Below are 26,234 nucleotides of genomic sequence, written 5' to 3'. Positions count from 1 at the left end.
ACCTGCATTCACTCCATAGAATTGTAGATAAATAAAAATGCACCTGTGGAACAATTAGAGTTAACTACTGTCCCACAGATGCATGAAAGTCATCTGCTGCTGCACGAGGCAACCCGGCTTACAGCTTTAAAAGCTGATGCCTGCTCAGTTTGTACTGTAGAGTTATGTGCAGTGCAAAGAGTTTTTTTATTTATTACCAAAACAGAGCGATCCAGTCAATCTGCATTTTCCGCTGACCTGGCTTCTGTAATAGGATATGAACGGTCTTCTGTAAAAGTTACAATGTTACGTATAATCAATGATGCAATATTCATAGGCATTGATTACAACGGTACTGCCGTACTGATCTTCTCTCTTAAAAGCATTGCCATAGTTGGCATGAATATGGCCATGGAAAAAATATTTAGGAGAATACTTGTCCATCAAAGCCTTAAAACAGGAAAATCCGCGATGGGGAAGATCCGGCAGGTCGTTAAGTTCAAAAGCAGGCGCATGGGTTACCAGTATGTCAAACCCCTTATTTTTCTTTAACTTCCACCACATGCGCTTAATCCTCTGCTCCATTTTCTTTTCTGTAAACTGATCGGATGAACCCGGAATATATTCCATGGAACCACCCAGCCCCAAAATTCTGATTCCATTGAAGGTAACAATCTCATCTTCAATGCAGATACACCCCTCCGGAGGGCAGGTCTGATACTGACAATCATGGTTACCCCGTACATAAAAAACCGGTGCATGGGAACATGTGGCAAAAAAAGTCAGATAATTCGCTCTTAAATCCCCACAGGAAATGATTAAATCAATATCTTTCAGTTTCTCCGGTGTATAGTATTCGTAGAGTGACTTGGACTCATGATCCGCCAGTACCAGAATTTTCACGCTGCAGTTCCTCCGTATCCATGTTCTCGTATATTGTCTGACCCTGAAGACGGACCAATGACCGGGCTTCCTCTGTTAATTCCTCAAAATCAGGAATCTGCCCCACAACATTTTCCGTAAGCCAGTTCATCGTGGTAATCTCCTCCGGTGTAAGGCTTAAATCTTCTTCACACTGAATCGTTCCATCCTGAGAATAGATAGTTCCTACAAACGGCTGGAAGCTTCCTGCCCGAATGGAATTTTTCAAAAATGTGATCAGTCTGTTTGTACCATGAGGCAGATTCTGGGAGCAGATCACATCAATGACATCCGCAGACATGCCCCACCAGTAGTTAATCGCCTGCTTTCCTTTCATTTCCTTCCGGTCAACGGATCCGTGGCAGGTGAGATTTACGATTTTTTCATAGAACTTCCCCCAATGCCAGATGGGAGTAGCCAGATTTTTAAGTCTTCCATCAGGAGCTTTCTGATAAAGTCCGTATTCTCTTGTAGGCGCCTGAGGCGTGATCATATCGTCTCCGGAAATGAAGCGGATGCCTTCCCTTTCAAGCTCTGCCTGAGCATCCCGTCCGTTAATCCTGGACCACTCTAAATAGACCTTTGCATATGGATTAATCATTCTTGCCCCTAATGCAAATGCATTGATATTGGCAATGGTGCCGTATATGGGATAATCAGCAATATAGCCCAGTTTGTCATCCCGCGACATGGAAGCAGCCAGAGCACCCATTAGAAATTTTGATTCATACATTCTTCCATAATAAGTACAGACAGAAGAATAGGACATATTGACAGAGCAGTTGAAAACCTTGATTTCCGGATGGTCGATTGCTGCCTTCACACTTAAGTTGATCATCTGGGAGGCTGTGGTAAATATCATGTTGCACCCGCTTTCAATTGCCGCATCGATTGCCTTAGCCGTCTCCTCTTCTGAATCTGCATGGAAGAAGACCATAGTCTCTGTCTTTCCATCAAACGCCTGCTCCAGATACATCCTGCCCAGCTCATGACCATAAGTCCAGCTGGAAGTTTCCGCTGTTTTTGCATGTATAAACGCTATTTTTAACATGGAGGGGTCAATCACCGGATTAGGAAGCAGCCAGTTAATCAGCTTCATCGTGGTATTATCCGATCCTTCACTGGCCTCTTCCGGCTGTTCTACCAGCGCAATCTTATTGCCTCTGGAAGAAAGAAGAAGTTCATCCTTAATTTTAACCAGATCCTTCTTAATCTGCTTTTCCACCCGATCTTTGACCGACTTGTATCCCAACAGTTCCACATAGACTAAAAATGCATCGGAACAGGTCATGTCATAGTCATCACCGCCGAACGTATGAAATGCTTTGGAAAAACGGTCGTAGGCAGACTTAAACACCAGTCTGTCATCTTCGCTCCACTGTTCATCCGGAATTTTATTCATCGCCTTTAAAAGCCTGTCATAACTGCCTTCCTTGCTGAACCAGATATCGCAGTTAAAGGAAACCTGATAAAAGTCAAGGAATTCATAATAAAGACGGTTATTTAAATCATCGGTACGTCTGGGAATCATCCGGATCACCGAGGCAGCGATACTGAATGCCCCCACATATTTTAATACACTGACCCTTTTATTTCCTTCCTGAACATAGTACTGATTCATAAACTCATAGACAACAATCGGGTCATGAATTCCTTCCTGAATCTGATGGTCATACAGATAGGCCCATTTCGCTCCAAATTCGGATTTTTCCGACAAAAGCGGCATAAAATTACTGGCAAATGCATTGGTGCGCCCCTCTGTTTTGGTGCCTACCACCTTTTCAAGAGGAATGTCCATAATCCCTAAATTGACTTCAGAAACGATATCCGAATAAGATAAGATATCATCTAAAACAGGCAGATACGGATACTCTCCTCTTGATACGGATGCCTGGTACTGCCTTCGCCCTTTTCTTAATGCCCCTACATAATCATATAGTGCCATCCGCAGTTTCCTCCCATTATTTTATACCCCTATTTTACCATCCAATCAGCGTTCTGTACAGACAGGCAATGATCCCCTCTTTCAGACCTTTAAATTACGCACTTTAAAATCACGTTCCAGTTCGCGTTTCTGGTCTTTCTTTGCGATATCGTCTCTTTTATCGTAGAGTTTTTTACCTCTTGCCAGACCGATCTCCACCTTAACCAGACTGCCTTTAAAATATACGGAAAGTGGTACCAGTGTATACCCCTTTTGGGCGATTTTTTCATCCAGTTTTTGAATTTCTGCTTTGTGAAGGAGAAGCTTTCTCGCACGTAAGGGATCTTTGTTAAAAATATTTCCTTTTTCATAAGGGCTGATGTTCATGCCATATACATAAACCTCACCTCTGTCAACTCTTACAAAAGATTCCTTTACACTGCATTTGCCCATTCGCATGGACTTTACCTCTGTGCCAAAAAGCTCGATACCGGCTTCATATTTTTCATCAATAAAATAATCATGATACGCCTTTTTGTTATTGGCGATTAATTTAAAACTTTCTCCCATATAATAAATCTCCCTTATTAAAACTTTACACAATCATACTACAATTCTATTTAAAATAAATAATACTACTGGAATACTCTTCTCCATCCCATTCCGTATACGATAATTTTTTGCCAGAAGGACTCCAATCAGTACCTGTCATTTCAGTATTCTCAGCAATCTTTATCGATTTTCCAGTAAGTATATCATATACATACAAACTTCTTACTGTTGAATTATTTTTATCCTCTTTCATGCCGTAAGCAATCATTCTCTGATCAGGTGACCAGGATACTCCATACAATTCTACACTCTCTGCAATCGTAATTTTATCATCATGCTCAAGACTATAAATAATCATCGAACCACCGGAACCATTATTCTGTAAGATTATCATTTGCTTATTATCAGGAGACGGTAAGATTTCATATACTTGTTCCAGATTAAGACTGGTCTTTTCCTTCGTAACCAGGTTTAATTTCATTAAAGTAAAATCTGATTGTGTATTATAATAAATATCATCACCCAGTTTTTCAACCAGATATATCCCTTCATCTTTTAATTCATCAATCAAACTCATGTTTCCGGTTCTGTCAGCCAGATATACGCCACCGCTATATGCTGCACCGATAACAGTTTCGTTATCAGCCCAGTGCGCACTTTTTGCTCCGCCAATCGGTTCTCCCATAAGCACAATGCTCTCATGATTCTCCATAATCATAATGAAGTAAGCAGGATCCCCCAGAACATATTCATCATATATCAGATAATTCTTATCCCTGGAGAATACAGCTCCCCCCAGCAATACATCTTTTTGTTCCTTGACCAGCTGATATTCTTTTGAGTTAATATCCAGTAAATACAGGCTTTTGGGATACTGGTCTGATAATTCTGATAAGCTCATCTTGCCCAGTGACTCATTATCTTTTGAAACAATTGCAGTATCATCATCCAACCAATCGCTAATCGTTACCTGTTCCAAGCGCTCAATTTTATCAACTAATATCTCTGGTTCACTTTCTTCCTGCTTGGATTCATCAATCATTGTTATGGTTTTCTCAGGCTCTTGAACCGTGATCTTATTCCTGTTCTTTTCACACCCAGTCATGGTTAATACCAATGCTGCCATGATAAATGCATTAATTAAATATTTCTTTTTCATATCAAGTCCCTCCCATGACCTGTGTTATTCCCCGTCAAAATCTCTTCCCAGAACAAAGTCGATGGTACGAAGCAGTTTATCCGTACCCGATACAATTACCCGAATGGGCTGACCAAGTTTAAAGGTTTTCCTGGTCATTTCACCCACCAGTTCATAATGTTCCTCATCAAAATGATAATAATCATCCTGAAGATCATTGACGTGGATCAGACCTTCAACAGTATTGGGAAGTTCTACATAAAGCCCCCAGTTTGTTACTCCTGAGATGACTCCGTCAAATTCCTGCCCAATGTACCTGGACATATATTCACATTTTTTAAGCTTTATGGTTTCCCGCTCCGCTTCATCCGCCCTTCTCTCAAGAGAAGAAGACTGAACCGCTACCTGCATAAGAAGCTTATCGTAATGGCTGACCCGTTTCTCACTGAGTCCTGCCCTTAAATTCTCCTTTATGATACGATGGATCTGTAAATCCGGATATCTTCGAATCGGGGAAGTGAAGTGGGTATAATATTTTGCAGCCAGACCAAAATGTCCGGTGTTTCCTACCGTATACTTCGCCTGCTTCATGGAACGAAGGGCAAGGCGGCTGATTAACGCTTCTTCCGGAGTGTCCTCTGCGTTGGCCAGCAGCTTCTGAACTTCCTTGGGATATACCTCTCCGTTATGAAACCGGATGGAATATCCGAAATTGTTGATCAGTGTTGCCAGACTTTTCATCTTCTCCGGATCCGGATTGTCATGAGTCCGGTAAAGGAACGGGATTTCCTGCCAGAAATAATCCTCTGCAACGGTTTCATTGGCCATAAGCATAAAATCTTCAATGATCTTAGTGGCAGCATTCCGGTCATAAGGTTTTATTTCCAGAGGCTTGCCCCGTTCATCAAGAATCACCTTGGTTTCAGGGAAATCAAAGTCAATGGAACCTCTTTTTTTCCTTTTCTCTCTTAAAATATCTGCCAGTTCCTTCATCTGTTCAAACATGGGAACAAAGGCTTCATACTCTTTCATCACTGCTTCATCATGGTTGGTGATAATTGCATTAACTGCCGTATAGGTCATTCTGCGGTCCACATTAATTACCGTTTCTGCGATTCTGTGTCCGGTAACCGTGCCGTTTTCATCTATCTCCATGATACAGCTCAGTGCCAGACGGTCCTCTCCCTGGTTTAAGGAGCAGATGCCGTTTGACAGCTTGTGGGGAAGCATGGGAATTACCCGGTCTACCAGATAGACACTGGTTCCTCTTTTTAAAGCTTCTTCGTCAAGCGGGCTGTGCTCTGTCACATAATTGGTTACATCTGCAATGTGGACTCCCAGGGTATAACTGCCATCCTTCTTTGATATGGTGATGGCATCATCAAGATCCTTCGCATCTTCTCCATCTATGGTGACAGTCTGTAAATCTCTTAAATCCAGACGCCCCTGCATGTCTTTTCCGGAAATGGAATCCGCAACAGACTCCACCTGTTTCATCACGCTGTCAGGAAATTCCTCCGGGAGTCCGTAAGCGCGCACAATGGAGAGGATATCGGTTCCCGGGTCGTTGACATGTCCGAGAATCTCCCTGATCACACCCTCCGGCTTTTTCCCTTCTCCTCCAAAGTCAGTGATCTTCACCACAACTTTATGTCCGTTTACAGCCCCCATGTCTTTGCCCTGGGGAATGAAAACATCCTTTGATATCTTCTGGTTATCGGGTATCACGAAACCAAAATTCTTATTTTTCTGATAAAATCCGATTATTTCTTCATTTGCATGCTGGAGCACCTTAATAACCCGGCCTTCTGCTCTCTTCCCGCCGGAGCTTTCCGTCTCTGCGGATATCAGAACGGTATCTCCATGAAGGGCGCCGCCTGTCTTATCCTCTGGTATAAAGATATCTTTCTCAAATCCTTCTACGGATACGAAACCAAAACCCTTCTGGTGTCCGAAAAAAACGCCTGCTATGGAACCCACATCGGGTTTTCCATATTTACCTTTCTGGGATACTCCGATTTTTCCTTCTGCCAGCAGTGCATCAAGCACCTGCTTTAATTCGTCTCTCTGATGTTTGGGTACTCCGAATAACATGGCGAGTTCCTTTAATTTCATCGGTTTATAAGACGGATCTGAAAACAGTTCCATAAACATTGCCTTCCGCTGCATTAACTGTTCTTCTGTCATTATCTTCCTCTCTTTTCACGTTTTTTACTAAACGATTTCATTTATGTTTTTATTATCTGCACTTCACCCAATGGTATAACAGATTTTTTCCTTAATGCGAAAAAAACACTCTTGCTGCTATACCACAAGAGTGTTTAATCGCTACAGTATATTCAGATTCAGTACCAATGACAGGATAAAAAACAGGATTGCTCCGTACTTTGTAAACTTTTCCAGTTTTCCTTCCATGGAACGACCTTTGTTCCTGCCCCAGTAAGTATCCGCCATACCACCGATAGAACCAAGACCCTGACTCTTTCCTTCCTGCAACAGGATAATCGCTGATAAAGCAACGCATATAATAACAAACACGATTGATAATATAATCCGGATCATTTTCCCACCTCCTTAAGTCAAACACCGATTATCATACCATAAATTTTCAGTAAATACAATATTTTTTTCTATTTTCAACACTGCCGCCTGTAGAATTCTTCAATCCTGAGCAGTTCATTGTATTTGGCTGTACATTCACCCCTGCAGGGCGCACCGCATTTTATATAGTCAGCACCAGCTGCCACAGCCATATCTCCAAGAAACGCTTCCTCCGTTTCCTTATCACTGTTTGAAACGATCACTTTGCTCCCCAGTTTTTTTGCTTCCTGAACCATTTCCAGTGCAGCCGTCACAGTTCCGGCTTTCTTTAACTGAATTTCCACTCCATTTGAGGCAAAGAAATCATCCGAGGCAATCACGAAACGATGCTGAAACATTTGATGCATCCGGTTTCTGCCTTCCAGATCCTGCTTCCAAAGTCCTTCTGTCACAATGCCAAGAGGAAATCCGTCCGCCAGCCTTAAGTAATAAGATATCATATCTTTTTGGTTCCTGTGTACCAGAATCCCATTTTTTAAACTTTCCTTATTAAAGTGATAAATCCCTTCTTCCTTTACATAGAGATGATCTGCGTTTCCACAAATTGCTGCAGTTACGTCCGTATCAGGATCATACCCGGAAAGTCTGACGGCATCCATTATATAATGAAGAGCTTCTTCTGAACTTTTCATGTCGGCTGCAAAACCTCCGCTCTCCCCGACAGACGTATCAAATCCGCTTAAAGTTAAAAGATGCTTTAATGTCTGGTAAACTTCTGCCCCCATTCGCAGTCCCTCTGCGAAAGAACTTCTGTTTAATGGGACTATCATGATTTCTTTAAAATCGATTCCTTTTAGCCAGTCTCCTCCATCGACCATACTCATTACGGGAACCGGCATCACAGGCGCAGTTGTACCGCCTAAATAGCGGTAAAGCGGCATTCCGAGTCCGGCTCCTGCAGCCCTCGCGACCGCCATGGACAGTGCTAACACTCCGGCCTTTCCTCTGCCGTTTTCCTTATGGTCAGCATCGTCATGGTCTCTTTGCTCTGTCAACAGGCGGTCAATGTATTTCTGTTCTGCTGCGTCTTCAAATAAAATGGCTTCCGATAACCATTCTCTTATATAATCTGCTTCTTCCTCTCCGTTCATTTCATCAAAAACAGAAACTGCCGCCTTTCCCTGGGCACCGTTTTCCAGGATTACTTCTGCTTCCACTGCCGGATTTCCTCCTGAATCAAAAAGCATTCTACCTCTTATCCGTTTAATATCAAGATCATCAAGCATCTGTTCCGCCTCCCTGTTTTTCATCATTCCTCTACAGTAAGGATTGACGGGATTTTCCGGTTCCATGCAGGCAAATAAAAAAAGATGCCGGAAGCGTTTTGCTTTCTCTGACATCTTTTTTTATTTCACTCTTTTTATGCTCTTAACTCGATACCAAGTGCCTGTAAACCGTTGAGTATCTTTTTCATAACTCCCGAAACTTCCTGCTCTTCCAGAGTATGGTCTGCTGCCCGGAATGTAATAGAATAGGCAACTGATTTAAAGCCAGCCAGAATCTGTGCGCCCTCATAGATATCAAACAGCTCATAGTTTTCTAAAATCTTTCCTCCCCGCTGTTCGATCACTTCCTCAATCTGACCAACAAGGATGTTTTTCGGCACTACCATGCTGATATCCCTGGTCACTGCCGGATACCTGGCAATTCCGGTATATTTACGGTCGAAACTTGTAAATGGTATCATGGACGGCATGTCGATCACTGCCACATAAGCTCTGTCTCCGATCTTGTAGTTATCAGCAACCTCGGGATGAATCTCTCCCAGATATCCGATATTTACTCCATCATAAATAATGTCTGCCTGTCTTCCCGGATGGAGGAATGTCTTTCCCGCCTTCGGATCATAGTGCGGTTTTAAATTCATGCCGGCTTTATCAAAGAATTCCTCAATAACACCCTTCATATCAAAGAAGTCTCCGTCTCCGTAAAAGCCCAGAGTAAACTGCATTCTTTCATCCGGAAGTTCTGTAAGAGGAAGACTCTTTGGTAAGTAAATGTTAGCCAGCTCATAAAGACGAACATTCTTATTCCGCCTGTTGTAATTGGTAGAAAGTGAATTCAGCATACCATGAAGAGGAGTCGTTCTCATAACACTGAAATCTTCACCCAGAGGGTTTAAAATATTCACAGTTACACGCAGAGGACTGTCCGGTGGAAGAAGAAGACGGTCAAACACCTTCGGACTTTCAAAGGAATAAGTCATTCCCTGGGAAAATCCACAGAATTCAGCTACTTCTCTTGCAAGCTCCTCTACTCTTAACTTATAGGAGAGCTTACCAGTAGTCGCTTCACCGGTCGGAAGGGAAACCGGAATCTTATCATAGCCGTAGAATCTGGCTGTTTCCTCAGCCATGTCCGCCATACATTCCAGATCCTGACGGAATGTGGGAACTATGATCTCTCCTGTTTTTTCATCATATTCCAGTTCCAGACGCTTATAATACTCAAGCATTGTCTCCGGAGCAATATCTGTGCCAAGAAGCCGGTTCATTCTCTCCGGTTCAAAGGCAATCCTCTTACTCTCTTTTTTTACCGGATAGATATCGATCATACCGCCGACTACCTCTCCTGCCCCCAGCTCCTCAATCAACTGGCATGCGCGGTCAATGGCAGCCTTCGCATTGTTGGGATCAAGGCCCTTTTCAAATTTACCTGAGGCATCGGTTCTTAAGCCCACTTTTTTAGAGGAAAGGCGGATATTGGTTCCGTCAAAGCAGGCACTTTCAAATACCATGGTCCGGGCTTCATCCGTAATTTTAGAATTCTCACCTCCCATGATACCGGCAATGCCCACTGCTTTCTCTCCGTCACGAATCATGAGTACGGTACTGTCCAGTTTTCTTTCCTGACCGTCTAAGGTCTTAAACATCTCTCCATCCTCTGCACATCTGACAACGATTTCATGACCTGCCAGCTGCTCATAATCAAAGGCATGCATTGGCTGACCGTATTCTTCCATTACGTAATTGGTAATGTCAACAATATTATTGATTGGTCTGATTCCGCAGGCAGCAAGTCTTCTCTGCATCCAGACAGGAGAAGGAGCAATCTTTATATTCTTTACCATCCTTGCACAATACCGGGAGCAAAGGCGGCTGTCTTCTACTGTTACTTTTAAATAGTCATGAACATCCTCGCTGCTGCCAGTGGCAGTTACTACCGGAGGAACAAAGTTTTTGTTAAATGTTGCAGCTGCCTCTCTGGCAATTCCGATTACACTGTAGCAGTCCACACGGTTTGAAGTTACTTCATATTCAAAAACAGAATCATGAAGACCGAGGAGTTCTACTGCATCGGTTCCTGGGACGGAAGTCTCGGGAAGAATATAGATTCCGCTTTCAGGAGCATCGGGATACATCTCCCTTGTAAATCCCAATTCTTCAATGGAGCACATCATTCCGCAGGATTCAATTCCTCTTAACTTGCCCTTTTTTATTTTAATACCGTCTTCCGGAAGGGGTCCGCCGTCATGTCCTCCGGCCACCTTTCCTCCATCTAAAACAACAGGAACCTTATCCCCTGTTTTAACATTTGATGCGCCGGTTACGATCTGAACGGTCTCAGAGCCCACATTTACCTGACAGACAATCAGTTTATCCGCATCGGGATGGCGTTCTATGGATAAGATATGACCAACTACGATCTTCTCCAAATTTTTGTCCAGGCATTCATAGCCCTCAACCTTCGTTCCTGTCAGTGTCATGGCATCTGTATATTCCTGAGGTGTTACATCCAAATCCGGTACATATGCTTTAACCCATGATAATGGTGTATTCATCAATCTATCTCCCTTCCTGTTTCTAGAACTGCTTTAAGAATCTGATGTCATTTTCATATAATAATCTCATGTCATCGATCTCGTATTTTAACAAAGCAATTCTCTCCAAACCTACTCCGAATGCGAATCCGGAATATTCGTTAGAATCAATTCCGCTCATGGCAAGTACATTGGGGTGCACCATTCCGCAGCCTAAAATCTCAATCCAGCCAGATCCCTTACAGAAACGGCAGCCCTTTCCTCCGCACTTAAAGCAGGTAACATCCATTTCCGCACTTGGTTCCGTGAACGGGAAATGATGGGGGCGGAACTTCACCTTTGTCTCAGGACCGAACAGCTCTCTTGCAAACTCAGCCAGAGTACCTTTTAAGTCGGCAAATGTTATATTTTTATCGATTACCAGCCCTTCAATCTGATGGAAGGAAGGGGAATGAGTTGCATCCACTTCATCGGAACGGAATACTCTGCCTGGTGCCAGCATACGGATTGGAAGTTTTCCCTTCTCCATGGTCCGGACCTGAACAGGTGAAGTCTGGCTTCTTAAAACGATGTTGTCACTGATATAAAAAGTATCCTGCTCATCTCTTGCCGGGTGATTCTTCGGAATGTTCAGTTTTTCAAAGTTATAGTGATCATACTCCACTTCCGGGCCTTCAATTACTTCATAACCCATGCCCACAAAGATTCTTTCCACCTCTTCCAAGGCGATGGTATTGGGGTGGGTATGACCTACTCTGTTTCTCTTTGCAGGCAGAGTGACATCAATCACTTCTTTTTTTAACTGCTCTTCCCTTGCCTTTTTCATCAGTCCCGCCATGGCAGCATCTAATTTTCCCTCAATTGCTTCACGGGCTTCATTGACCATCTGCCCGATTTTGGGTCTGTCTTCAGGAGTAACGTCCTTCATGCTTTTTAATACACTGGTGAGTTCTCCCTTTTTTCCAAGATAAGCGACTTTAATGTCGTTCAGTCTTTCCAGCGCATCGGAAGCTTCAATCTGCTTTAATGCTTCTTGTTTGATTTTCTCTAATTGATCTTTCATCATGCTCTCCTTCTTTGATTCATTCCCTGATACATTAAAAAAAGCTCCATCCCTGTAAAGGGACGAAGCTGTGTTCGCGGTACCACCCTGATTCCTGCTTTGTAAGCAGGCACTCGGCATACGTAACGTGTACGGACGTCATGACCTACCCGCCTGACAGACTAATAAATCCACAGGTTTCAGCCATGCTGCTTCAGTGGGAAATTCGATCTCTTAATTGAACTTAAAAGGGCTTTCAGCCGGTGACCCCTTCTCTCTGATAGAAATTAAGATTCTACTTGCACTTTCATAGCATTTCATATTTTAATGTAATATTGTCACTATTATAATAAGATAAAGTTAAAATGTCAAGATATCATTAAAATTTCCTGTTATTTTAACTTAAAGCCGGAAACAACCGTCTTAAGCTCCTCCGCAATCCGTTCCTGCTTCTCAGACATTTTAGACATATCCTGTACAACATCATACGCTTTTTCGATTGTGGTAAGAACCATGCTGCTGTTGCCCGCAGTAGTCTGAACAGATTCGGAAACATTCTGTATGGCATCACGGACTTCCTGCATTACCTGACTGATGTTGGTAGCCATCTCCTCCACTTCATTGGAGATTTCCTCGATGGTAACTGCATCCCTGCCATATTGCTGTCCTACATTAACGAAACTGTTGTAATCCGGAGTAACGGTGTCTCTTAAGAAAAGCAGCATAGACTGTGAACCATCTAACATCATGGAAAATGCGTTCTGGACATCAGAAATGGTGCCTTCAATTTCCTTAACAATCTCAGAAGTATCTTTCGCAAGCTTCCCGATTTCTCTGGCCACAACTGCAAAACCTCTGCCCTGTTCTCCGGCTCTCACCGCTTCTATAGAGGCATTGAGTGACAATAAGTTAATCTGGGAAGCCGTATTGGAAATAAGCCGTGCCATATCGCCAATCCGCTCCACTACCTTAGCGTGCTGGACTGCCATCTGAAGGTCCTGCTCTCTTTCCTGGGAAATGACAAGGGCATTATCATATGCCTCCTGGCTTTTTTTCTCTATGTCTTTTGCCCGTTCCATAATCTCACCGGCCATCTTACTGCTCTTTTCCGTTTCGCTGGCAAGTATTCCAACGGATGAGTTCACCTCTGCAAGAGATGCGTTCAGTTCTTCTGTCGCCGCACTGGAAGACATCATTGCCTTATCCACATCTCCCATATAAGTCTTTACATCGCGAAATTGAACCAGCAGACCGGTGGATACTTTATTTAAACGAATGCTCGCATCTGTAATATCTCCTGCATGATCGGAAATCTGCTCAATGACCCCCTTATTGCTCCGGAACATATTATTTAACGAGCTGCTCATCTGTCCCAGTTCATCTTTACGCCTGGTTTTTAGCGGCTGAACCGTGAAATCTCCGGCTGCAAGAGAACCTGCAAACTTACGGACTTTCTTAAGGCCTGATGTAATACTTCCCACCTGGAGTAAAACAGCAAGAATACATAAAATCAGAGCTGCCGCACTCAGCCTGACCAGTTTCTCGTTTAAAGCAACGATGGGTTCTGCCAGTTCAGACTGAGGCATCTTGATCATGATGATCCAGCCGACTCCCGGCACTGTATCGTAATAGAGGTTATAAGTTTCCCCACCCTCCGTATAAGTCGTCTTTCCTTTATCGTTTGCCACCATCTGCGCTGCTGCAGCCGAAAGTGAGGCGTTCTCATCCTGGGTCATATTGACCCCTTTGCTGACCTTATCTGCATCTGCGCCGCAAAGATAAACACCATCTGCAGAAATGAGTACTGCAGTTCCGTTCCTTCCGACTTTAATTGATTTAATCAGCTCGTCAATATCGCTGAGCTGCATATCAACCGTTACGGCTCCAATAAAACGATTGGTGCTGTCATAAACAGGAGCCGTGCAGCTGGCCATCATTACATTGAGAGTCGGATCAAAATAAGGATCTGTAATAACTGCAGTTTTAGCTCCTCCTGACACGGATTTGTAGTACGCCTGATTAAAATAGTCATAGCTTTGATTGCTGTATTCGTTCGTTAAGGTTACCTTATCGCCGTCTTTATACCAGTAAGGTCCTACATACTTTTGCTGGGGGTCATATACATTGGGTTCAAACCAGATTCCGCTGCCAAGGATTAAATCATTGCCGGATATGATATCTGCAATTGCCTTGCCGTATGTATCAAGATCCGTGGACTGATAAGAGGCTCCCACTGTATGAGAAATATTCATTGCTGTAGTTTCTACTGCATTCAGGTAATTATCAATACTGTTAACATTCGCTTTCAGTTCCGACTCCATAGTGGAATTGCTCTGCTGCTCAATCAGTTCACTGCTTGTAGATTCGCTTAACCTGGCTAACAATGCCAGCGCCAGCATCACAACGGGCAAAATCCCTAACAGCATCTTTACTCCAATGCTTCTGATTCCAATTATTTTTTTCATACTTTTATCTCCTGTAATTCGGACTTCGACCTTCTACTGTATGTATCGGCATTTTAATTAAAAATATCATAACATACCAAGGTAAAATTTACTAATAATCTATGCTAATATTCTGTATGCCTGATTCCGCTTTTCCTATTGCAATTTCACTTAAGTACATTTAAACTGGATATCAGAACTTTTATACCTATTCAAACTCCTTTCCTCCCTGCACTTTTTACATAATATTAACAGTTTTTAATTATACTATTGGTATTCAGATTATGCAATATATGAATTTTACATATTTTAATCGTGTATTCTACAAATTTTATTATCATAAAATATAGTACGAGAGGTGACTATAATGGATCAAGACTATATCAACAAAAGAATCACAGAATTACGTTTAAAAAAGGGAGTGGCGGAACATAAGATGAGCCTGGAGCTGGGACACAGCAGAAGTTACGTGCAAAGCATCTCCAGCGGCAGGAGTCTCCCCTCAATGGCGGAATTTCTGGCAATCTGTGAATACTTAAGCGTAACACCAAAAGACTTTTTTGATAATGATAATCCCAACCCGCCCTTAGTGAAAGATACAATAGACAAGCTGAAAACTTTACCGGAAAATGATCTCCTGCTGATATTGACCATGATCAACCGGCTTCAGTCAAAATAGACGGGATAAAACCATTAAAACAACGAATTAATTCATTGTCCCCGTGCGTAAGTACGGGGATTTTGAAGTACAGCGGGACAATCTTTCTATAAACTCATACTGCCTGCTTAGGGGCGCTGTTAAAATCACTGATTTCCTGCAGGGACACTATGGAAGGAATTGCCTCCAATGCTCTTGCATATAACTCATCAAGATCTCCTCTGTTTAACATTCCAAAAAAATAACCGTATAAATCCTCAAAAGACTGTTCTTTTATCATAAGATCTCCTTCCTTTCCCCGGCCGGATCATTACAGGCCTTGTAAATAGTAATACTATTGCGGATTTTGCCAAGGCAGCGGCTCCAATCCAGTCTCTTCTCAAACGGGCAGCTAAACATAACCATCAGCAGTTTTTTACCCACTGGATAAATAATCAGCATATTAAAGAGGTTGTCATCGAGAGCGGTGCTGATAAATTCCATCCAGGCAAAAGGAACGTCACGATCTAACTCTGTCCCATCCTCCAGGCAGACACTCATAGGCTGAAAACGCTTTAATACAAGATAAAATTCCTGTATAACATCTTCAAGCTGTTCCGGCTTAATCTCCCTTTCCACCATGCTGAAGGAAAAATTGACGGTTCCATCTTTATTTGTTTTTATAATTTCAGGCCGCTGTTCAGAAAAATATTTTTTCTTAACATCTTCCGGTTTCATATCCATGAATGCAGAAGGAAGAAAAATCCCTACTTCGTTATCAAACATCTTTGTTTCACAAAACTGAAGGAGTTCTCCTTCCACATAAATTCCTGTTTCTAAGCTGGTAAACCTGTTAATCCGTTCAAGATGCCTGTCATCAATTAGTTTCTCGTCGTCACACATGATTCTTCCTCTCTGCTTCGTTCAATCTTTATCTAACATGTATTGCCTGATTTTCTCCTCTCCATGTTCAGCAAAATAAGACAGATCCTGACAGTATGCGTAAACACCCATTTTCTCTTCTCCTGCGGCAGATGCTCTTGACATAACTAAAAGCAGCAATACAATCACTTCAATAACAAGAAGCAATCTTTTAATCAATGATCCTTTTTTACTGACAGTCTTATTGGATTTATAAGTAAATCTTGGTATTAAGACCAGTCTCTCCTGCAGGATTCTGCATTTTACAATCCCTGGTTCACGGGAGGCAAAGTCAAACAGCATATTCTGACTTTTTTTAAGATAATATAAGCGATTCCAAAAATGGAGATCTCCATACAAAATATCTGTTTCCAGTTCATAATTTTTAATTTCTTCTGTTCCATCCTCCTTGCGGATGGAACAGCTTGCCCTGTATTGATAATAGCTTTCATTGTTTCTTTTATTCTGCACCATCAGCCCTCCTTTCGTTCCGAGAACTATATTACTTATATTTTACATTCTACATATAACTGAAATAATTTCAACCGAAGTGCTAAAATTGTACACATTGAGCTCCAAAATTTGCACGCCAAACAGGTTGAAATGGAATTATATTTAAAACAGCAAGATTTATTAAACTCTGATTGTTAAATTTTGTTATACTTAAAATGATGAATTTGCATCAGCAGAAAGGAGGCAAAGTGTAATGAAAAATAGAAACATCCGCAATACGGTAATCGTAATCGATTACATTGAGGAACATTTAACCGAGAAAACCGATCTGGATGCCATTGCAAATGCGGTACATTATTCAAAGCACCATCTTCACCGCATATTTGCTGACACTACCGGACTTACCATTCATGAGTATGTGCAGCGGCGAAAATTAACAGAGGCGGCAAAACTGCTGGTTTTTTCAAATAAGCCGGTTTTAGATATTGCTCTGATTGCCGGTTATGAAAGCCAGCAGGCATTTACAAATATTTTTACTGCCATGTATAAACAGCCTCCCGGTAAATTCAGGGACAACGAAAAATTCTATCCATTACAGTCAAAGTTCGAATTTAAGGGAGGGTATGATATGCTTAATCAAAATGAAAGCATTGAATGGAATATTGATTATGCAGCAGAAACAGATATTGCCTGCTGGATGGATCTGGTCCGGCTCGTAATTGATGGTTTTCCCTGTCTTAATGAAAAGGAATACATTGAGGAACTAAAACAACGAATCAGAACCAGACAGGCGTTAATATTAAAGGATAATGGAACGGCAATCGGAGCAATGCTTTTTTCCGGAAAAACCGGAAGCATTGATTTTATGGGCACCCATCCGCTTTACCAGAAAAAAGGAATTCCCAAAGCTTTTCTTAACAGAGTCATGGAAGAATTTTTCGAGGATAAGGACATCAGCATAACGACCTACAGAGAAGGCGACAAGGCAGATACCGGCCATCGTAAGATCATTAAAGAGTTAGGCTTTGCGGAAGCTGAACTGCTGACTGAGTTCGGTTATCCCACACAGCGTTTTATTTTACAAAGGGAGAAAGCAAATGAATAATCAATCTGATATACTCTATCTTGAAGAGATCAATCGTAAAGTAAATGATGCTTTGGAAAAAGCAGATGCTGATGTCAGACGCCTGGATGAGAATTACATGGAATTTAAACGGTATATGGTACAAAACCGCGGAGAAATCGACCCCCACGAGATGTTTCAAAATGAAATGGAACTTAATAGAATGGACAATTCCACTGCATTTTCAGCGAGCATACGGGATAAGCTTCTGAAATTAAAAGATTCTCCCTATTTTGCCCGAATAGATTTTGAGGAAAATAACAGTTTCATACCGGCAAAGTACTACATTGGCCGCTTTTCACTCCGTTACGGTAATGAACTGCTGATATTCGACTGGCGGGCTCCAGTTTCCAGTATGTTCTACGATTATGAAATCGGTCCTGCAGGATTTGATGCCCCTTCCGGGAGGATAGAGGGGCAGTTGACAGAAAAACGGCAGTTCAAAATAAAGAATGGAAAGCTGGAATATGCGCTCCAAAGTTCTCTTACCATTCAGGATGATATTCTTCAGCAGGAATTGAGCCATACTTCAGACGAAAAAATGAAATCCATTATAACTACCATTCAAAAGGAACAAAACCAGATTATCAGAAACGAAAACTCCCGCACTCTCATTATACAAGGCGTTGCCGGATCTGGAAAAACATCGATCGCTCTCCACCGGATTGCATTTTTACTATATCGTTTTAAAGACAGACTATCTGCAGATCATGTAGCCATACTGTCACCTAACAGGGTTTTCGGAAATTATATCTCCGAGGTGCTTCCGGAGCTTGGGGAAGAACCGGTCTGCGAACTGGGATTTACCGATATTGCCAGAGAACAACTTGGGGATTTAATTGGTTTTGAAGCAGATAGAGATCCTTCAGAATCAAATGACAGCGCATGGATGGAGCGGGTAAGGTTTAAGTCTGCACTGTCTTTTGTCAAACAAATGGAGGATTTTATCACGATTGCACCAGGAATTATTTTTGAACCAGCTGATTATACTTACGGCCCGTTCAATGCAGATGCCGATACCATAAAAAAACGTTTTGATGCTTTTGGTAAATTTCCTGTCAGGCAGCGTTTAAAAATGATAGCTTCTGATATTTATGACCGTTTCCAAAGCGATAACTATATGGGAGATGATATTCCCAGAAGCAGTACCATTCTTAAAGCTTTAAATAAAATGTTAAAGGTCAGGAATACCCTTTCACTTTATAAGGAATTTTATAAATACATTAATAAAACAGAGTTATTCATTATACCCTCAAAAAATACATTGGAATGGGCGGATGTTTTCCCTTTTCTATATTTATATAACTTCTATGAAGGATTACAGGAAAACAGGCTCATCAGACATCTGGTGATTGATGAAATGCAGGATTATACACCAATTCAATATGCAGTTATTAACCTCCTGTTTCATTGCCCCAAAACTATTTTAGGTGATTTTGGACAATTTATAAATCCCTGCCATGCACACACATTAGACGATCTGTTAAGCCTGTATGATGGTTCTGATTTCATCGAACTGACAAAAAGTTACCGGTCTACCTATGAGATTATATCTTTTGCAAAGCAGATTAAAAATGCCGGAACAATAAAAGCCATAGAGCGGCATGGCACTCCCCCTGCCCTGATCAGATGCCGGAATAAAAATGAGGAACTTTTAAATATCAGAAACAGAATTGAAGCTTTTCTACAATCGTCATATTCGTCTCTTGCTATTATCACAAAGACTTCCCCTGATGCAAAACTGCTTTACGACCAGCTATCCGGCGATTATGAGATACACTTCATTTCGACAGACAGCACACAGTTTACAAGTGGCATAACGGTCACCTCCATACAGATGTCAAAAGGACTGGAGTTTGATGAAGTCATAATTCCTTATGCAGACAGCGTTAGTTATTCTGCGGAACACGACAGGAACTTACTTTATATCGCCTGTACAAGGGCAATGCACCGGCTGACACTCTTTTACACAGGTGAATTATCTCCCTTGTTATGTCCAGACAGATCAGACAAACTATAATGAGAAAACGAGACTGCCATAAATACGCAGTCTCGTTTTCAGGTACTTTTTATTGCTCTTTCATACCCATCTTATTATTTTTCAGCACTCCATACAAAAGCATAATGGATAGCAGCAGATGGCTTATGGCCAGTACAACACAAACCCTGATGTTGACAAACCAGAATATTCCGCCTGCAATTACTTCTGCTAACCATAGCTGCCTGCTTTTCAACCGGTAACGTCTTGTCTCCTCTTCATCCAGAAGTTTATTCCGGTCAGGGACCGGTGCATAGATATAGATCAGAATTCCTGAAATAAGAAACCCTGCAACTGGTAAAAAAAGAGCCGCCGTCCCAACTATGTACTTCTCAAGCAGACAGACAATCAGAATAAGGATTGCTGACACTACGGTACAGACTCCGTTGGTTTTCGCATGATACCCGCCGCAATAGGACCTTAAAGGTATGTAGCTGGCGAGGAACACAAACACAGGCATAGGGGCTCGCATGATCACTGCTATGATGACAGCCACGACTATGTTAATAATCTGGTTAATTAAGACTTCATAAGCATAAAGATACAACGCGCGCTGATCATCTTTTAAAAGATTTTTTCTAATCTGCCAGCTGACTATGTTTTCCGAAATCCGTTGTAACATTAAAACTTCCTGAGACTCTTCGCCTCTTCAGGAACCTCCGGCTGATGATGAGCCCAGAAACAGGTTACATTAATCGTATAAGCTGCAACCAGCAATGCACATGTGTTCATCACGTTCACCATTGACACTTTTCCCTTTAAAGCATTTAACATTTTTCTCATCTTAAACCACTCCTTTTTTTTCTTTCATCTTATAACAGTATTTTAGATAATTCAAGTCAAGTGCCAAAATTATACACGTTGAGTGCCAAAATTTGCATATTGCTCTTCTTTAAACGCAGAAATTGTTAAAGTTGTAACAAATAGTTCATCTTTCTGATCGAGATGTAATGAACCTCCATACTTCTCAGCCAAAGACGTAACAATCCCTACCCCCAGACCATGATGCTTTGAATCTTCTTTTGTTGACAGCAGTCTGTCCCCTTCTTTTTTCGCTTTCACTCTAAAACTGTTCTCAATACGGAAAATAAGAAAATAGTTCGTTCCCATAAATAGTTTTATATGTACTTTCCGCTTTTGCGCCTCACACTTCGCCGCTGCTTCCAGTGCATTGTCAAGCAGATTACCAAACATAGAAATCATATCCGAATCTGATATAAAATCCAGATTCAGGTTCTTTTCAATAAATATAGATAACTGAACTTCAAGTTCTTTTGCCTTTGTAACACGTTCTGATAAAATGGCATTAAATACAGGGTTACTGCTATAGATAACTATATTGATCTCATCTTGTATTTTACCCTTTAGCTCATCTATAATTTCAACAATTCTTTGATTTTCCCCATTTAAAGCCAGCAACCGAAAACTATTAAAATATGAATGAACATCATGCATAAAGCAGCGGTAATGATCATTTATTTTTAGTATATTTTGAAAGTGATCGTTTTCCATCTCTCTTTTAACAGAATAGAGTTCTGCATATTTTATTTTATTCATCATATCAGTGTATTTCTCAAGAATGATAAATATTGCGGCATTGGAGAGATATAACAATACTGCTCCCCCGCACATAAAAATTTGTAAAACAATCGTTTTCGGAAAATCCATATATAAAAAACTACTTGAAATCGCCAGGGAGAGAATGGGTACAATCAGTAAGTACCACGAAAATACATTATTGTTTCTAATATTAATTTTTTTAATATACTTTTCAATATAAAGTAAAAATAAAAAACCTACAATATATTCTAATATCAGGAAATAAATTCCTCCTGCTGTAAACCATGGCGGTATATAAATGGGAAGATTGTTAGAAAGGAACCGGTATACAAGTTCAAAAAGAACTTCCTTGCCTCCCACAAAAGCAAAATAAATAATCGTATATGCGATGCCGTTTGTAAAGGAAACCTTAAACAAAAGCAGTGCATATATATAACAAAAAAGAGGTACTGTTATAAAATTCAGACTCATACTGCCAATAGCATTCTCAAAAAAAATCAGTAATGTTATAACTATGCTTATAATATAACGTTTCCTGCCAAAAGTTTTAAAAGGATATATCGCAGCAAAAAACCTGCACATCATATAAACATCTGCACCGCAGAATAAAAGCCTGCTTATCGAAAACAAATCATTTCCCATATCAATTGCCATCCTTGTATTTTGATAACATAAATTCTTCCTTCAGCATATGAAACTCCTGTGCCTTGCTTCTGGTTATCTGAAACATGGTATCAACATCTTTTAGCCTCAGTATCTTACTGGTACAGTAGACTAAATATTTAAAATTAATAATATAGCTGTCATGAGGATAGCCGAAACCATACTTTTTTAAATGTTCGTAGATAGTCTCCAGCTTTTCCGGCACCCGGATTTCGGGGACTTCACTGCTGTCGATATCTTTTATTCCATAAATTCTGATAGAACTTTCGGAAATATGGACTCTGGTATTTTTCTTATACTTTTCAATGTATACAATATCATCTGCTCTGAGAAACAGCCGTTCCCGGTTTACATTTGCTGAAAGGAGTGGTGCCTGTCCCAATTCAATCATTTTATCAAGAGAATCCCTTATGTACCGGTCCATAACCTCATCGGTCATGTTCTTCATGATATACCGATACGGCTGAACCTCAAAACTGCGGGGTGATGGTTCCGCAAATCCCGTATAAAAAACCAGAATAACATTATTATCCAGCTGGCGGATCCTGACTGCTGTTTCTTCTCCGTTCATTTCATTCATCTGAACATCCAGGAATATGATAGAAAACCTGATATTTTTTATCGCTGACAAAAGGCTGATTCCGGAATCGTATTCATGTATACGGAATTTATCACTTTCCGGCATATTCTTTTCGATCCGTTCTGTTAAACGCGCTCTGTCGCCCATACTGTCATCACAAATAGCAATTTCAAACATTCTCTTTCCCCTCTTACAAAATTTCTTTTTATTAAATATCGTACTTTCTCCCCTATTTTATAAGAAATATGTCAAGAATACAAGAAAAGGTACCAGAAAAATACAAAATTCATATTTTCCCGGTGCCTGATTCATAATTATCATGCCTGCTTATACCGCAAACTGACTGTTATAAAGCTGAGCATAAAATCCATTTTTAGTAAGGAGAGCCTCATGAGTTCCCTGTTCAATAATATGTCCATCCCTCATGACAAGTATGACATCTGCCTCCTTAATTGTAGAAAGACGATGGGCAACAATAAAACTGGTACGCCCTTCCATCATTTTTGCAAACGCTTTCTGTATCTTTAACTCAGTTCTTGTATCAATGGAGGAAGTCGCCTCATCAAGGATGAGAATCGGCGGCAGACACAGCATTACCCTGGCAATGCACAAAAGCTGTTTCTGACCCTGAGACAGATTTCCTCCGTCTTCTGATATGACGGTATCATATCCCTGAGGCATTCGGGAAATAAAACTGTGGGCATGCGCTTCCTTTGCAGCTTTCATAATCTCTTCCTCTGAAGCTTCCGGTTTTCCGTATGCAATATTCTCCCTTATGGTTCCTGTCTTTAACCAGGTCTCCTGCAGCACCATACCATACTCGGATCTTAAGCTTTTTCTGGTTATGAGGCGTACATCATTTCCATCAACCTTTATGGATCCGGCATTTACATCATAAAATCGCATAAGGAGGTTAATCACGGTACTTTTTCCGCAGCCTGTAGGTCCTACGATAGCAATTCTCTGTCCCTGCCCTGCAAATAGATTCATATCTTCAATCAGAGGCACACTAGGATTATAGGAAAAGTCAACGTGTTCCAGTACAACCTCTCCCCTGGCATGGTCCAGTACAATCGCATCACTGTCGTCTGGTATCTCTGTTTCTTCGTCAATCAGTTCAAATACCCTGGCAGCGGAAGCCAGTGCGTTCTGAAGCTCTGTCACCACTCCTGAGATCTCATTAAACGGCTTTGTATACTGATTGGCATAGCTTAAAAAGCTTGACAGCTGCCCGACAGTTAAAAATCCGTTTACTGCTGCAAATGCACCTGCAATTCCTACACATGCATAAACAAGACTGTTCACAAAACGCGTTGCCGGATTGGTGATGGAGGAGAAAAAGGTTGCTTTTAACCCCCATATACGAAGGTCTTCATTGATGACTTCAAATTTTTTCTGTGCCTCATCTTCATAGGCAAACGCTTTCACCACTTTCTGGTTCCCCAGCATCTCTTCCACAAGGGAAGTAAGTTCCCCTCTTGTCTGAGACTGCATCCGGAACATGCTGTAAGTTCTCCTGGCTATGAAACTGGCCACAAACAGGGACAGCGGAGTAACAAGTACAACTAAGGCAGCAATAATGGGATTAATGAAAAACATAAAAAACAATGTTCCAAGTATTGTTAAAACCCCGGTAAAAAGCTGGGTAAACCCCATCAGCAGACCATCGGAAAACTGATCAATATCTGCAATAATTCTACTGATTATATCGCCGTGGGCATGAGAATCAATGTACTTTAAAGGAAGGCTTTCCAGTTTGTTAAATGCCTGGGTTCTGATGTCCTTCACCACCCGGTAAGTGATCTGATTATTAATATGGCTCATAATCCACTGTGCTGCTGCAGTAATCAGAACAACGGCTGCAATCTGTGTCAGGATTATTCCCATGCCTTTAAAATTCACCTCGCCTGCACCCACAATGCAGTCAATTGCCCGTCCAATTAATATAGGAACGTATAAAGTGAAAACAACGGTCAAAAATGCGCAGAAGAGGGAAGCCATAACACTCCATTTATACTTTGCAATCTTATTTAAAATTCGTTTGATCGTGGACTTATGCTTTTTTATATTCATATTACTGCACCTCCTTTTCAGAAAGCTGAGAAAGGCAGATCTCCCGGTAAACTTCGCAGGATTCCATCAGATCTCCATGCTTTCCGCACCCTGCCATCTTTCCGTCGTCCAGGACGATGATGCGGTCTGCATTTCTTATGGTGGAAGCTCTCTGGGATACCAGAAATACTGTCATATCTTTCGTTTCTTCCTTAATAGCCTTGCGAAGCCGCGCGTCCGTGGCAAAATCCAAAGCAGAGGCGCTGTCATCTAAAATAAGAATCTGGGGATCTTTTACGATTGCTCTGGCAATGGTAAGACGCTGCCGCTGGCCTCCGGATAAATTCTTTCCTCCTGCCTGTATCAGAAAGTCAAGCCCTTCGCCTTTCTCATCCACAAATTCCTTTGCCTGGGCAATGGTAAGTGCGCGGTAGATCTCTTCATCGGAGGCATCCCGTTTTCCCCACTGCATATTTTCTCTGATGGTGCCTTTAAAAAGAACCGCTCTCTGTGGAACAATGCCAACCATCTTTCTTAACTGGCTGAGAGGATAATTTCTGACATTGATCCCTCCCACTTTCACACTTCCTCCGGAAACATCATAAAATCTTGGAATCAAGTTTACCAGTGTGGTTTTGCCTGAACCGGTTCCTCCGATAATTCCTATGGTTTCGCCTTTCATGACTTGAAATCCAATTCCGGCCAGCGATTCTGCCTTGGCACCCTGATAAAAAAGACTTACTTTATCAAATTCCACTTCAGGCGCATCCGTTTCTTCTTTCACATTATTATGGCTTGTCTCTTTTATTCCTGATTCCATGGAAAATACGGAACTGATCCGGTTGGCACAGGCCAGAGATTTGGATATGGTGATAATTAAATTGGCAAGTTTCACCAGTTCCACAAGGATCTGAGACATGTAATTTACAAGAGCCACCACCTGCCCCTGGGTAATAATGCCCTCTTCAACCCGGTTTGCACCTGTGTTAATAAGAACAATGATTGCAAGGTTGATGATGACATAAGTAAGGGGATTCATCAGGGCGGATATTTTACCCACAAAAACCTGGAGCTTCACCAGCATACCGTTCTCTTCATCAAATCTGCGGACTTCATCATTCTGGCGGTTAAAGGCACGGATGACACGAACTCCGCCTAAGTTCTCTCTTGCAGTCAGAAGAACCCGGTCAAGCTGCTTTTGTACTTTCTTATATAAAGGCATACTAAAGATCATAATACCGAATACTACAACAGAAAGCACAGGTATGGAAACTACAAATATAAGAGCAGCCTTTACATCTATGGTAAATGCCATGATCATTGCACCGAAAACTACAAATGGCGAACGGAGAAACAACCGTAAAAACAAGTTTACCCCTGATTGAACCTGATTCACGTCACTGGTCATTCTTGTAATCAGGGTAGCTGTTCCAATGGTGTCAATCTCCTGATAAGACAGACTGTTAATATGGGCAAACAGATCATTTCTAAGTGAGGTTCCAAATCCTGCTGCAGCCTTTGCTGCAAAGTACTGGGCTGTAATGGAGCATGCAAGACCTATTATGCCTAAAAGCACCAGAATTCCACCCATAGACAGAATATAAGTCAGATCATGGTTTTTGATACCAATGTCTATGACTCTGGCCATAACCAGAGGCACAAGAAGCTCAAAACTGGCCTCCAGAAGCTTAAACAAAGGCCCCAGGATGCTTTCCCGCTTATACTCACTCAAATATTTAAGGAGCTTTTTCATATTCCTTTTCCTCCGTAATCAATACTTTTTCAGAATAATGCCTTGTATTATTATAGCAGTTTGATATAATAATACAAGTACAAAATGAAAATC

General features: G+C 41.4%; 22 protein-coding genes, 1 riboswitch and 1 other annotated feature. Of the genes, 3 read left to right on the top strand and 19 right to left on the bottom strand.

Features of this window, described 5'->3' with window-relative positions:
- Positions 1 to 65: 65 nt before the first annotated feature.
- A riboswitch (NiCo riboswitch) is annotated at positions 66 to 158 on the bottom strand.
- Positions 159 to 285: 127 nt separating this feature from the next.
- The 10 genes from V7D18_RS16515 to V7D18_RS16470 form a co-directional block, all read right to left on the bottom strand.
- Positions 286 to 882, bottom strand: coding sequence for a metallophosphoesterase family protein (locus V7D18_RS16515; RefSeq protein ID WP_426155711.1), 597 nt, complete (start codon positions 880 to 882; stop codon positions 286 to 288).
- Positions 854 to 2,845, bottom strand: coding sequence for a BMP family ABC transporter substrate-binding protein (locus V7D18_RS16510; RefSeq protein WP_426155710.1), 1,992 nt, complete (start codon positions 2,843 to 2,845; stop codon positions 854 to 856). The genes V7D18_RS16515 and V7D18_RS16510 overlap by 29 nt, the downstream gene beginning before the upstream one ends.
- Positions 2,846 to 2,926: 81 nt before the next feature.
- A complete protein-coding gene (gene smpB, locus V7D18_RS16505) occupies positions 2,927 to 3,394 on the bottom strand; it encodes an SsrA-binding protein SmpB (RefSeq protein ID WP_426155708.1) in 468 nt (155 codons plus the stop codon).
- A gap of 46 nt (positions 3,395 to 3,440) precedes the next feature.
- Entirely contained in the window at positions 3,441 to 4,535 is a 1,095-nt protein-coding gene (locus V7D18_RS16500; protein WP_426155706.1) for a hypothetical protein, read from the bottom strand.
- Between the two features lie 24 nt (positions 4,536 to 4,559).
- Positions 4,560 to 6,701, bottom strand: coding sequence for a ribonuclease R (rnr, locus tag V7D18_RS16495; protein WP_426155705.1), 2,142 nt, complete (start codon positions 6,699 to 6,701; stop codon positions 4,560 to 4,562).
- Positions 6,702 to 6,842: 141 nt separating this feature from the next.
- The gene (gene secG, locus V7D18_RS16490) at positions 6,843 to 7,076 is read right to left on the bottom strand and encodes a preprotein translocase subunit SecG (protein ID WP_104437598.1); all 234 of its coding nucleotides are present in this window, start codon (positions 7,074 to 7,076) and stop codon (positions 6,843 to 6,845) included.
- A 74-nt stretch (positions 7,077 to 7,150) separates the two neighbouring features.
- The gene (gene eno / locus V7D18_RS16485; RefSeq protein ID WP_426155703.1) at positions 7,151 to 8,455 is read right to left on the bottom strand and encodes a phosphopyruvate hydratase; all 1,305 of its coding nucleotides are present in this window, start codon (positions 8,453 to 8,455) and stop codon (positions 7,151 to 7,153) included.
- Between the two features lie 20 nt (positions 8,456 to 8,475).
- On the bottom strand, positions 8,476 to 10,896 hold the full coding sequence (pheT, locus tag V7D18_RS16480; RefSeq protein ID WP_426155702.1) for a phenylalanine--tRNA ligase subunit beta: 2,421 nt from the start codon (positions 10,894 to 10,896) through the stop codon (positions 8,476 to 8,478).
- A 22-nt stretch (positions 10,897 to 10,918) separates the two neighbouring features.
- Positions 10,919 to 11,938, bottom strand: a complete 1,020-nt coding sequence (gene pheS, locus V7D18_RS16475) for a phenylalanine--tRNA ligase subunit alpha (RefSeq protein WP_314460457.1) — start codon at positions 11,936 to 11,938, stop codon at positions 10,919 to 10,921.
- Between the two features lie 55 nt (positions 11,939 to 11,993).
- Positions 11,994 to 12,237: a binding site (T-box leader), on the bottom strand.
- 72 nt (positions 12,238 to 12,309) lie between these two features.
- A complete protein-coding gene (locus V7D18_RS16470) occupies positions 12,310 to 14,382 on the bottom strand; it encodes a methyl-accepting chemotaxis protein (protein WP_426155700.1) in 2,073 nt (690 codons plus the stop codon).
- A gap of 346 nt (positions 14,383 to 14,728) precedes the next feature.
- Between V7D18_RS16470 and V7D18_RS16465 the strand changes: the two genes are divergently transcribed.
- Positions 14,729 to 15,040, top strand: coding sequence for a helix-turn-helix transcriptional regulator (locus V7D18_RS16465; RefSeq protein WP_314459935.1), 312 nt, complete (start codon positions 14,729 to 14,731; stop codon positions 15,038 to 15,040).
- 94 nt (positions 15,041 to 15,134) lie between these two features.
- On the opposite strand, the gene V7D18_RS16460 is transcribed toward V7D18_RS16465, so the two are convergent.
- Genes V7D18_RS16460 through V7D18_RS16450 form a run of 3 tightly spaced genes read right to left on the bottom strand, consistent with a single transcriptional unit; the run spans position 15,135 to position 16,393 of the window.
- Positions 15,135 to 15,299, bottom strand: a complete 165-nt coding sequence (locus tag V7D18_RS16460) for a hypothetical protein (RefSeq protein WP_426155698.1) — start codon at positions 15,297 to 15,299, stop codon at positions 15,135 to 15,137.
- Positions 15,296 to 15,901, bottom strand: coding sequence for a hypothetical protein (locus V7D18_RS16455; RefSeq protein WP_426155696.1), 606 nt, complete (start codon positions 15,899 to 15,901; stop codon positions 15,296 to 15,298). The genes V7D18_RS16460 and V7D18_RS16455 overlap by 4 nt, the downstream gene beginning before the upstream one ends.
- Before the next feature lie 21 nt (positions 15,902 to 15,922).
- Positions 15,923 to 16,393 carry a hypothetical protein gene (locus V7D18_RS16450; RefSeq protein WP_426155694.1) on the bottom strand — a complete coding sequence of 157 codons (471 nt, stop codon included), beginning with the start codon at positions 16,391 to 16,393 and terminating at the stop codon, positions 15,923 to 15,925.
- Positions 16,394 to 16,625: 232 nt separating this feature from the next.
- Here V7D18_RS16450 and V7D18_RS16445 point away from each other — a divergent pair, with 232 nt between their 5' ends.
- On the top strand, positions 16,626 to 17,477 hold the full coding sequence (locus V7D18_RS16445; protein WP_426155692.1) for a helix-turn-helix domain-containing protein: 852 nt from the start codon (positions 16,626 to 16,628) through the stop codon (positions 17,475 to 17,477).
- Positions 17,470 to 19,515, top strand: coding sequence for a HelD family protein (locus V7D18_RS16440; protein WP_426155690.1), 2,046 nt, complete (start codon positions 17,470 to 17,472; stop codon positions 19,513 to 19,515). The genes V7D18_RS16445 and V7D18_RS16440 overlap by 8 nt, the downstream gene beginning before the upstream one ends.
- A gap of 49 nt (positions 19,516 to 19,564) precedes the next feature.
- Here V7D18_RS16440 and V7D18_RS16435 read toward each other — a convergent pair whose 3' ends face one another.
- From V7D18_RS16435 to V7D18_RS16410, 6 genes are all read right to left on the bottom strand, one after another.
- On the bottom strand, positions 19,565 to 20,155 hold the full coding sequence (locus V7D18_RS16435; RefSeq protein ID WP_426155689.1) for an accessory gene regulator ArgB-like protein: 591 nt from the start codon (positions 20,153 to 20,155) through the stop codon (positions 19,565 to 19,567).
- Entirely contained in the window at positions 20,155 to 20,316 is a 162-nt protein-coding gene (locus tag V7D18_RS16430; RefSeq protein ID WP_346065284.1) for a cyclic lactone autoinducer peptide, read from the bottom strand. The genes V7D18_RS16435 and V7D18_RS16430 overlap by 1 nt, the downstream gene beginning before the upstream one ends.
- Positions 20,317 to 20,385: 69 nt before the next feature.
- Positions 20,386 to 21,201, bottom strand: coding sequence for a sensor histidine kinase (locus tag V7D18_RS16425; RefSeq protein WP_426155686.1), 816 nt, complete (start codon positions 21,199 to 21,201; stop codon positions 20,386 to 20,388).
- A 535-nt stretch (positions 21,202 to 21,736) separates the two neighbouring features.
- Positions 21,737 to 22,513, bottom strand: a complete 777-nt coding sequence (locus tag V7D18_RS16420) for a LytR/AlgR family response regulator transcription factor (RefSeq protein WP_426155684.1) — start codon at positions 22,511 to 22,513, stop codon at positions 21,737 to 21,739.
- Between the two features lie 150 nt (positions 22,514 to 22,663).
- A complete protein-coding gene (locus V7D18_RS16415; RefSeq protein WP_426155683.1) occupies positions 22,664 to 24,409 on the bottom strand; it encodes an ABC transporter ATP-binding protein in 1,746 nt (581 codons plus the stop codon).
- A gap of 1 nt (position 24,410) precedes the next feature.
- Positions 24,411 to 26,141: an ABC transporter ATP-binding protein gene (locus V7D18_RS16410; protein WP_426155681.1), complete on the bottom strand. Its 1,731-nt coding sequence runs from the start codon at positions 26,139 to 26,141 to the stop codon at positions 24,411 to 24,413.
- Positions 26,142 to 26,234 lie beyond the last annotated feature (93 nt).

This window comes from Lacrimispora sp. 38-1 (assembly GCF_049890855.1).
In the GTDB taxonomy this organism is placed as follows: domain Bacteria; phylum Bacillota; class Clostridia; order Lachnospirales; family Lachnospiraceae; genus Lacrimispora.
Note: the sequence above shows the minus strand (reverse complement) of the source record. Positions and strands in the feature narration are given on the sequence as shown.